The organism is Segeticoccus rhizosphaerae (assembly GCF_009192725.1).
GTDB classification, from domain to species: domain Bacteria; phylum Actinomycetota; class Actinomycetes; order Actinomycetales; family Dermatophilaceae; genus Segeticoccus; species Segeticoccus rhizosphaerae.
This window is the reverse complement of the sequence record NZ_VOHR01000163.1, coordinates 1-8,604: the sequence shown is the minus strand read 5'-3', so window position 1 is coordinate 8,604 and position 8,604 is coordinate 1. Positions and strand designations below refer to the sequence as shown.

Below are 8,604 nucleotides of genomic sequence, written 5' to 3'. Positions count from 1 at the left end.
GAGCATCCGCACCACCACAGCAGACAACGAGTCATAGACTCACCAAAACTGTCCACTTTTCAGGCGCCGGAACCGACCAATTTTCGATCGCCGCCGACACGCTGGGCGGAGACCTGCCGACGGAACATGCGCCTTCACATGACAGAGCTCCTCGACCTGCCCATCGTCACCCTAAGGAGGACCGGAGCCGCTTCCAGCACGAGGCGCGCGCCACCGCGACGGCGTACCACCGCGCATAGCAGCCCGGGAGGCGGCGCTACTCGGCGTACCAGCAAGCGCTAGGCTTACCGCAGTGCTGGCTACAGCAACGCGAGAGCCGTACCAGTTCAGACCCAGACCATCTCGGCGCTCAGCCATCCGCGGCACGATTGTCGACGCCGTCCCCAAAACGGCATGCCAAACTACAGCAAGATATCGGCTACCATACGTCCCCCGGGGCTTGGCCGACTGTTCCGGAGCCACGTGAGTTGGGTGGTCAAACCGTTGAACTCATGTGAAATTTCATGTAAATGAAGGCAGAGGAGTGCTTAGGTGGCTGACCGCGGCGGGACGGCAAAGTCGCCTGCACGAATTTCCGGAGATTTGGCCAGCGACGGACTCTTGGACGTGCAGCGCCCTCCCTCCACTCAAGAATACGTCCTTGACGAACTGCGTAGGGCTATCGTGACCGGGAAGCTGCCCCCCGGACGGCCGCTGCGGCAAGAGACGCTAGCGCAGTGGCTTGGCGTCAGTCGCGTGCCTCTCCGCGAAGCGTTCAACATCTTGCAGGGTGAAGGTTTAGTCGTAGCAACACCAAATCGAGGGTATTCTGTTGTTGATCTGTCTACATCGGATCTTCAAGAAGTTTATTTGATCCGTCAGCTGCTTGAGGATCGTGCAGCCTTGGAGGCTATGAAGACGCTAGACCAGCATGTGATTGCAACGATGAATGGCCACGACGAGGCTGTCCAAGCGGCAGCCGCAGCAGGGGATATTCTTGCAATGGTCACGGCAAATCGCCTATTTCATTTTACGCTGATCGATAGTGCAGAACTGCCTCGCATTAGCAAGATAGTCAGGTCGCTGTGGGACGCGACCGACGCATACCGTGCGATCTACTACGGTGATAAGAATGATCGCGAGCGTGCCCACCGGGTGCATATAGAGCACCAAGAGATCCTTGCTGCTCTAAGAGCCAAGGATCCTATTAGTCTCACCCGTGCGTTGGACACCCACAGGGATAATGCCATCGACGCGCTCACCCAATTGTTGTCACCTGATCGTGAGCGCAACGAGGTTTGATTGCGCACCCCTCTGCCGCTATCGCGACGGACTGAAGAGCGGGGCCGGTCGGATTCTGCCTATCGTCGCCCCCCGGGGATGCGTATCCGCTGGCCCTTAGGTATGGAGGCCTCGTCCGGCCAAATGCATCGAGGGGATCCCGACGTCACGGATGGAGCGTCGCCGCTCATATCGCGCGGCGGCCGACTCGTGGTGAGCCACGTGCAAGCTGGCGGCCAGCTTCCTTCCTGTGGGTCGCCGGCCGGGGGGCAGAGGTACCGGCACTTCCACAACGAACACCTCCAACATCCGGCGGGCGATGAACGCGGTGGCAACCGCGGCGGTTCTGTGATGACCTCGCGTTGATTGCCCGACCGGCTAACGCATCAAAGTACCCGAGTCAGGGGGCCAAGGTGGCCTGGCCGGCGGATCCGGAACGCTTTCGGCTGTCTCGTGTGGACGGCACACCGGGGCGGCGCCGACCGTGAGCGATTAGTCGGTCGGGTAGGGCGCGCTCCTAATCACGCGCTCGCGCACAAGTCCGGCTTCCGGCCCGCGCTGCACCGACGGGGGGATGCTCGTAGTGTCGACGTGCTTGCAACAGCACTTGTGGGCCGAGCGCGTCCAATTCACATGATCGCGGTCGCCGGCATGCCCCACCCGAGGGATCGTCGCAGAACTTCTCCCGAATCGCTTGACAACCCCTGCGCCCTCGTAGATCGTAGCCAATATCCAGTTTGGCGGTGACTCAACGTGCCGCACTATCCGTCAACTCCCTTGAGGACGTACACAGATGCCCATTGTTGAGATCAAGATGTATCCCGGCCGCGACGAGACCGTGAAGGGCTTCATCGCCCGAGGCGTCACCGACCTTGTGGCTGAGACGGCAGGGACGTCTCGGGAAGGGGTGCACGTAGTCTTCACGGATGTCGAGAAGTCCGACTGGGCTGTCGGACCGCGCCTGACATCCGCACGTCAGGCGCCACCGCCCAACAAGCCTGAAGCAGCCTTCGTCTCCGTGAGCAGAATCAAAATTCAGTCCGACAAGCACAGTGAGTACCTCGCGTGGCGCCGACACTCTGTTTATCCCTTTATGGCATCACACGATGGTTTCCTGGGCTCCACCCTGCTCACGACAGAAGACCCGGATACCTACGTCATTATCAACAAGTGGCGGGACTCAGCGGCGCAGGAGGAGTACACGGCAAATCCGCGCGAGACACAGCTCCGCGTGGAGGCCAAGGAATTTGTCTCGGAACTTGCTGCGGAAACCTTTCACGGCGACGTTGTTGACGTTTGGAACGCGTAGTCACCACGTCGACCTCTTCGCCGGGCACCGTGGGGCCCTTACCCACTAAAGCATGCGTCCACGGCAGCAAATCGGGCCCTTATAGCACACCTCCAAGGAATGAACTCCAATTGAAGGATCGGCGCTAGCCGGCACAGAAGGCAGGGACAATGCACCAGAAGGCAAGTTCCCCAGTCGGGCGTTCGAAGATCATGATGATCGCGGTTGCGTCGTCAATGATCCTCGCAGGGTGCGGCGGAGGTTCCGCAAAGACCGCGGCACCTTCAGGAACGGATAACCCGGCAGGGAACTCAGACTCCGTTCAGGCCGCGGCCGCCAAACTGCTTCCCGACAAAACGCGGAAGTCAGGCGTTCTTCGGATTGCGACTTCATTGCAGTGGCCACCCTTTGGCTACAAGGGTAGTGATGGCAAGCCCACGGGGCTTGACATCGAGTTGACCCAGGGCATTGCAAAGAGGCTTGGACTGACACCACAGATCACTGACGTGCAGTTCCCAACCCTAGTCCCCGGTGTCGCGACCGGCCGTTTTGATATTGCGGTAAACGAGTTGGCCGATACGGCGGAGCGCCGAAAAGAAGCGCAATTCGTTGACTACTACGATACAGGCTTGGCTCTCCTCGTAAAGAAGGGCACGACAGGTATCGCCCCGAATGATCTCTGTGGCCATAGTCTGGCGCTCACACAAGGCAGCAGCCAGGTCGCAATAGCGCAGGATATCTCAGCCAAGTGCGTTGCGGACGGTAAGAAGAAGATCAAGTTCGTCACCGTGCCGGAAAGCGCCGCTACAATTCTTGCTGTTTCTAGTGGACGTGCGGAAGGGTTCCTGACAGATAACGCGGTGGGCGTTTACATGTCGAAGAGCACGCACACAAACCTCGAAGTTATACCCGGGAAGGTGCCTTCGCCGAGCCAGAGGGCGGGCATCGTGATTAAAAAGGGTAACGACGAGCTAACGAGAGCAGTCCAGAGTGCCCTCCAATCGATGATCGACGATGGGACGTACGCAAAACTCTACAAAAAATACAACGTCAGGGCAGATAACATGCTCACCAAAGCCACGATCAATGACGGCCGGGGCCTATGACGCAGCAGGATGGTAAGAGCACCACGCTAGGGGTAGCAGTTATCGCCCACGGCGAAGACGAGATCCGGGTTGTCCCAAGAAGGATGGTGGGACGATGGATTGGCGCTGCGGTGGTTTCAATCGCGGCCGCCTGGGTGATCTACCAACTTGTCACGAACCCCGCGTACGACTGGGGAACCGTTTGGCACTACTTCCTCGATGGCACAGTCTTGCAGGGGCTTTGGATGACCCTGCTGCTTACCGCGCTAACTATGGTAGCCGGCGCCTTGCTGGGCGTCCTCTTAGCCATAATGCGCTTGTCTGGGAACCCCGTGATGACTGTAGCGTCAACCACCTTCATATGGTTCTTCCGGGGAACCCCAGCACTGGTGCAGCTCATATTCTGGTTCAATCTCGCGACTCTTTTCCCGCAAATATCACTCGGCATCCCGTTCGGCGGCCCAGCATTCTGGTCCGCTTCAACAAACGCCTTAGTTACTCCCTTCATTGCGGCCATGTTAGGCCTCGGCCTCAATGAGGGCGCATACATGGCAGAAATTGTCCGCGGAGGAATACTCTCGGTGGACCGAGGGCAGGACGACGCGGTAAGGGCCCTCGGGCTGAGGCCGTGGCAAGGAATGCGGCGGATCGTTCTACCGCAAGCTATGCGTTCCATCATACCAGCGACGGGCAATCAAACTATTGGAATGCTGAAGTACACATCTTTAGCTAGCATCGTGGCATTACACGAGCTTCTATATTCCGTACAAACCATCTACAACGTAACTTTCCAGACCATCCCCCTGCTTATAGTTGCTTCAGTCTGGTACCTCATCTTAACAACAGTGCTTTCCCTCGCGCAGGTTAAGGTGGAACAACACTTCTCGCGAGGTGAACGTGGGAGTGCTTCAGATACCCGAGGACGTTGGGGCAGACTAATACACGCGGTTGTGACGCGAGGGAGCGTCCGGCATGCATGAGAATTCCCGCCACGCATCTTTCCTTGAGGCACGCGATTTGCGAAAGAGCTTCGGCTCCTTGGAAGTGCTCAAGGGAGTCTCGCTCGAGGTTGCACGGGGCGAGGTCGCATGTTTGCTCGGGCCCTCTGGCTCTGGCAAGAGCACCCTGCTCCGATGTATAAACCACCTGGAGGTCCTCGACAGCGGGCGGATCACTCTAGATAGCGAACTCATCGGATATGAGAAGCACGGCGAGGTGCTGCGAGAGATCAGTGTCCGCCAGTTGTGTCAACAGCGCTCGATGATCGGGATGGTCTTTCAGAACTTCAACCTATTTCCACACATGAACGTCGTGGAGAACATCATCGAAGCACCCAGGCTGGTGAAGGGCGTGTCTCGGCAGGACAGCGTAGACCGGGCCCACGAACTCTTGGCGATGGTTGGCCTGGCGGAGAAGGCTGATAACTACCCGCGGCAATTGTCGGGTGGACAGCAACAGAGGGTGGCAATTGCGCGCGCTCTCGCGATGGAACCTAAGCTGATGCTATTTGATGAGCCCACGTCCGCGCTTGATCCAGAGCTTGTCGGGGAAGTACTCACGGTGATGAGAATGCTGGCCGAGCAGGGAATGACGATGATTGTCGTCACCCACGAAATGGCATTTGCTCGCGAGGTGGCCGATACCGTCGTTTTCATGGATGACGGCCTAGTCGTGGAGCGTGGAGGCCCTGACGAAGTGCTTGGGAGCCCACGGCATGAGCGTACGAGGAGTTTTCTTGCACGTACGGTGCGACGATGACGTCTGATGCCGCCTTGGTCGTTATCGATATGCAAGTTGTGTTCGCCGATTCAGGCAGCCCATGGGGAAGTACTGACTTCGGTCGTGTTCAACGTGGCGTGCAATCTCTTGTAGCGCAGTTTGAGGACTCGGTAGTATTCACCAGGTTTGTTCCCCCCCAAATAGTCGAAGGCAGTTGGCTTGAATACTATAGGCGGTGGAAATTCGTCGAGAACGCTTCGCCGGAGATCTGGGAGTTGGTGGCCCCTTGGCAGGCGCGGCGTTCGGTCGCACTGCCTACCTTTTCGAAATGGGGAGCTGATCTGGAGGCGGAAATTGCTGCTGATTCTGAGATTGTTCTCTGTGGCGTCGCCACTGATTGCTGCGTGCTCGCAACGGCGTTTGCCGCGATTGACGCTGGGAGGGACGTTCGGGTCGTGGCGGACGCGTGTGGTGGTGGAAGCGTTGAACAGCAGAAGGAGGCGCTCAACCTCATGAGTCGCCGGTTCCCGCAGTTGACGATGACAACGGTTGCAGAAGTAATCGGCGAAGGGTGGGCTACTCCGCTTGACGTAAATGGGTGACTGGGACGACAGGCGTCGAGGATTGTGAGGCTTTCTGTGTTGGAATTTGGACTGGTGTTGGGGAACGCTGGCGTCGTGACGGGCGCGACCTCTTCACGCGATCTCATTGATCTTGCCAAGATTGCCGATGAGTCGAATCGCTGGGACTATGTTTGGGTCGGTGATTCATTACTGACCGTCCCGCGTCTCGAGTCGGTTGTGTTGACATCCGCACTGGCGGTCTCAACGCGGCGGCTACGGCTTGGAATTGGCTGCATGGCCAGCCTTGGCTTGCGACCAGCTTTCGAGGTGGCAATCCAATTGGCCAGTCTCGACTTGCTATCCGAGGGGCGTCTCACCCTCGCGGCGTGCACCGGTCCGTCGAAGGGCGAGGCTGTCGAGCGCGAACTAGGGATCTTTGGCCTGACTCACAAGGAGAAGGTCTCTCGTATGGAGGATCGCATCAGGTTGCTCCGTGCCGCGAGCGACCCTCGCGGTGAAGGGCCGTCTTATGAGGGCGCGGGACTGGTGAAACCCGATTTTGTCCAGAGGCCGTTTCCAATCTGGATGGTGGCGAACCCTCCTAGCAGTGCAAGGCGAGAAGTCGTGGAGCGATCTCTTGCAAGGGTGGCGCGTTTGGGAGATGGTTGGATGACGTTTGGTCTTCCGCCAAACCAGCTTCAGGAGCGCATTGACCGCCTGAAGGAACTAGGAGAGGGCCGTTCTACGCTGGCCGACTCCTTTCCGATTTGCGTGTATGTGGACGTGAATATCTGTGCAAACTCGGCGGAGGCTATGGACGATGCGGTGGTCACGTGCCGATCCGAGGGCAGAAGGAATGCTTCCGCAGAACAGCTGAAAGTGTCAGCTGCAGTTGGGTCACTGCAAGAGTGCCTCTCGTTCATCGCGCCGCTTGTCAAGGCAGGCGTGACGCACCTCGCCTTGCGACCCGTCTCCCAGCAACCCCGAGTACAAGTGGAGCGCATGACAGAAGAGCTATTGCCGGCATTGGCGAGCCTTTAGTTGACTAATACCTTATTGGCCGAGGGCCCTTCTGAGCTGATCCTGGCCTCCGACTCGTGAGGGCTTTCAAGCGTGTGTGAGATCGTTGGCGCCGGATCCTCTTTTATTGCAGCTGGCCAACGCGGAATGAGGCTATTGATGGTCGTAGTCGAGGAGGGGCGGGGTTTATGGGCGCGCCACTAGACGGCATCTTGGTCGCTGACTTCAGCAGGGTGCTCGCTGGGCCCTCCTGTACTATGACATTGGCGGATCTAGGGGCGACCGTCGTGAAGATCGAGCGGCCAGGCGTGGGCGATGATACGAGGACGTGGGGTCCGCCGTGGGTGAAGCCGCCGCGCCGGACTGAGGACGGCCCTGCCAGTGGAATGACTGCTGCGTATTTCGATTCGGTAAATCGAAGCAAGCGGAGTGTCACGCTAGATCTCCTTGACGACGGTGACCGGGCATTGGCCGTCGAGTTGGCGCGTAGAGCAGACGTTCTCATCGAGAACTTCCGGCCAGAAACACTGGACAAGTACGGTTTGTCATTTGAGCAGGTGCGGAGCTCGAACCCTGGCATCATCTATGCATCTCTTACAGGTTTCGGCCGCGCGGGCGGCGCCGAGTTGTTGGGTTATGACTTCTTGGTTCAGGCCGCCTCCGGGCTAATGAGCGTCACAGGCGAAGCCGAAGGAGAGCCCCACAAGGTAGGTGTAGCACTAGTCGATGTGCTTGCTGGAAAGGATGCGACCATCGGCATCTTGGCGGCTCTCGCCTCGCGTACCCGACATGGCGAGGGGTGCCGAGTAGAAATTGATCTCCTGTCGAGTTGCCTGGCTGCAATGGCGAATCAAGGGCAGGCCTACCTCACGACCGGTATGCCACCCGGCCGAATGGGAAACGCTCACCCGTCGATTGCGCCGTATGAGACATTGCAGTGTCGGGACGGGCTCTTGGCGCTCGCTTGCGGTAACGATATCCAGTTTGCCCGCCTAGTAGCGGAGTTGGGCGATCCTCAGTTGGCCACCGATCCGCGGTTCTCGACCAATGCGGCGCGGGTTGAGCACCGGGGCGAGCTCGTTCCGGTATTGGAAGGGCTGCTGGAGACCGACGAAGCGCTCAGTTGGGAGAAGCGGCTAACGGACGCGAAGGTTCCAGCCGGACGCGTGGGCGATCTCTCCGATGGATTTGCATTGGCGCAACGCTTGGGCTTGGAACCGGTAGTTCATCTTAGCGACGGCGCTGACCTTCGCCCTCAGGTTAGACATCCCGTGCGTTACCATCCGCCGTTGACCACCCAGATGACCTGCCCTCCTGATTTGGGCGCTAACACTGAGGAGGTGCGTGCCTGGTTAACAGACTTTAAAGCGCCTCCGCTGACGCGACTTTTGCCACCGAAGTGATGCAAGGGGTGCGACTGGCAGCGCCGCCGCGGGACGCTCGGGGAGGCTGCTCAGAGGCCCTGAGCCAGACGGGAACTGGTGTGCCGGCTTCGTCAGGCTATGCGTCGCTTCCGCACGATGAGGTGATCCACACGGACAGCTTCGCCCGATGCCAAACCTTAGCCGGCGTGTCGCTTGCCAGCGTGATGGGACCACCTCGTTGCCACGAGCATGGGACCACTTGGAGGTGTGAGTGAGCATCACTTGGCCTCGGGGTTGGTGTCAAT

8 protein-coding genes are annotated in these 8,604 nt (G+C 58.9%); all 8 read left to right on the top strand.

Features of this window, described 5'->3' with window-relative positions; genetic code table 11:
- Nucleotides 1-531: 531 nt before the first annotated feature.
- Nucleotides 532-1,281 carry a GntR family transcriptional regulator gene (locus FRW57_RS13275; RefSeq protein ID WP_238999422.1) on the top strand — a complete coding sequence of 250 codons (750 nt, stop codon included), beginning with the start codon at nucleotides 532-534 and terminating at the stop codon, nucleotides 1,279-1,281.
- 772 nt (nucleotides 1,282-2,053) lie between these two features.
- Nucleotides 2,054-2,569: a tautomerase family protein gene (locus FRW57_RS13270; protein WP_152186197.1), complete on the top strand. Its 516-nt coding sequence runs from the start codon at nucleotides 2,054-2,056 to the stop codon at nucleotides 2,567-2,569.
- A gap of 149 nt (nucleotides 2,570-2,718) precedes the next feature.
- The gene (locus FRW57_RS13265; protein ID WP_152186196.1) at nucleotides 2,719-3,654 is read left to right on the top strand and encodes an ABC transporter substrate-binding protein; all 936 of its coding nucleotides are present in this window, start codon (nucleotides 2,719-2,721) and stop codon (nucleotides 3,652-3,654) included.
- On the top strand, nucleotides 3,651-4,613 hold the full coding sequence (locus FRW57_RS13260) for an amino acid ABC transporter permease (protein ID WP_152186195.1): 963 nt from the start codon (nucleotides 3,651-3,653) through the stop codon (nucleotides 4,611-4,613). Before FRW57_RS13265 ends, FRW57_RS13260 begins: the two co-directional genes overlap by 4 nt.
- Complete coding sequence (locus FRW57_RS13255; RefSeq protein ID WP_152186194.1) at nucleotides 4,606-5,391, top strand: amino acid ABC transporter ATP-binding protein; 786 nt, start codon at nucleotides 4,606-4,608, stop codon at nucleotides 5,389-5,391. The genes FRW57_RS13260 and FRW57_RS13255 overlap by 8 nt, the downstream gene beginning before the upstream one ends.
- Nucleotides 5,388-5,954 carry a cysteine hydrolase family protein gene (locus FRW57_RS13250; RefSeq protein WP_152186193.1) on the top strand — a complete coding sequence of 189 codons (567 nt, stop codon included), beginning with the start codon at nucleotides 5,388-5,390 and terminating at the stop codon, nucleotides 5,952-5,954. Before FRW57_RS13255 ends, FRW57_RS13250 begins: the two co-directional genes overlap by 4 nt.
- Before the next feature lie 75 nt (nucleotides 5,955-6,029).
- The gene (locus tag FRW57_RS13245) at nucleotides 6,030-6,956 is read left to right on the top strand and encodes an LLM class flavin-dependent oxidoreductase (protein WP_162529353.1); all 927 of its coding nucleotides are present in this window, start codon (nucleotides 6,030-6,032) and stop codon (nucleotides 6,954-6,956) included.
- Nucleotides 6,957-7,123: 167 nt separating this feature from the next.
- Nucleotides 7,124-8,338, top strand: coding sequence for a CaiB/BaiF CoA transferase family protein (locus FRW57_RS13240; RefSeq protein WP_152186191.1), 1,215 nt, complete (start codon nucleotides 7,124-7,126; stop codon nucleotides 8,336-8,338).
- Nucleotides 8,339-8,604 lie beyond the last annotated feature (266 nt).

Excerpts from the sequence above, each read along its gene's own strand:
- FRW57_RS13260 (WP_152186195.1), top strand. The coding sequence starts at position 3,651 with ATGACGCAGCAGGATGGTAAGAGCACCACGCTAGGGGTAGCAGTTATC.
- FRW57_RS13255 (WP_152186194.1), top strand. The coding sequence starts at position 4,606 with ATGCATGAGAATTCCCGCCACGCATCTTTCCTTGAGGCACGCGATTTG.
- FRW57_RS13265 (WP_152186196.1), top strand. The coding sequence starts at position 2,719 with ATGCACCAGAAGGCAAGTTCCCCAGTCGGGCGTTCGAAGATCATGATG.
- FRW57_RS13270 (WP_152186197.1), top strand. The coding sequence starts at position 2,054 with ATGCCCATTGTTGAGATCAAGATGTATCCCGGCCGCGACGAGACCGTG.
- FRW57_RS13240 (WP_152186191.1), top strand. The coding sequence starts at position 7,124 with ATGGGCGCGCCACTAGACGGCATCTTGGTCGCTGACTTCAGCAGGGTG.
- FRW57_RS13250 (WP_152186193.1), top strand. The coding sequence starts at position 5,388 with ATGACGTCTGATGCCGCCTTGGTCGTTATCGATATGCAAGTTGTGTTC.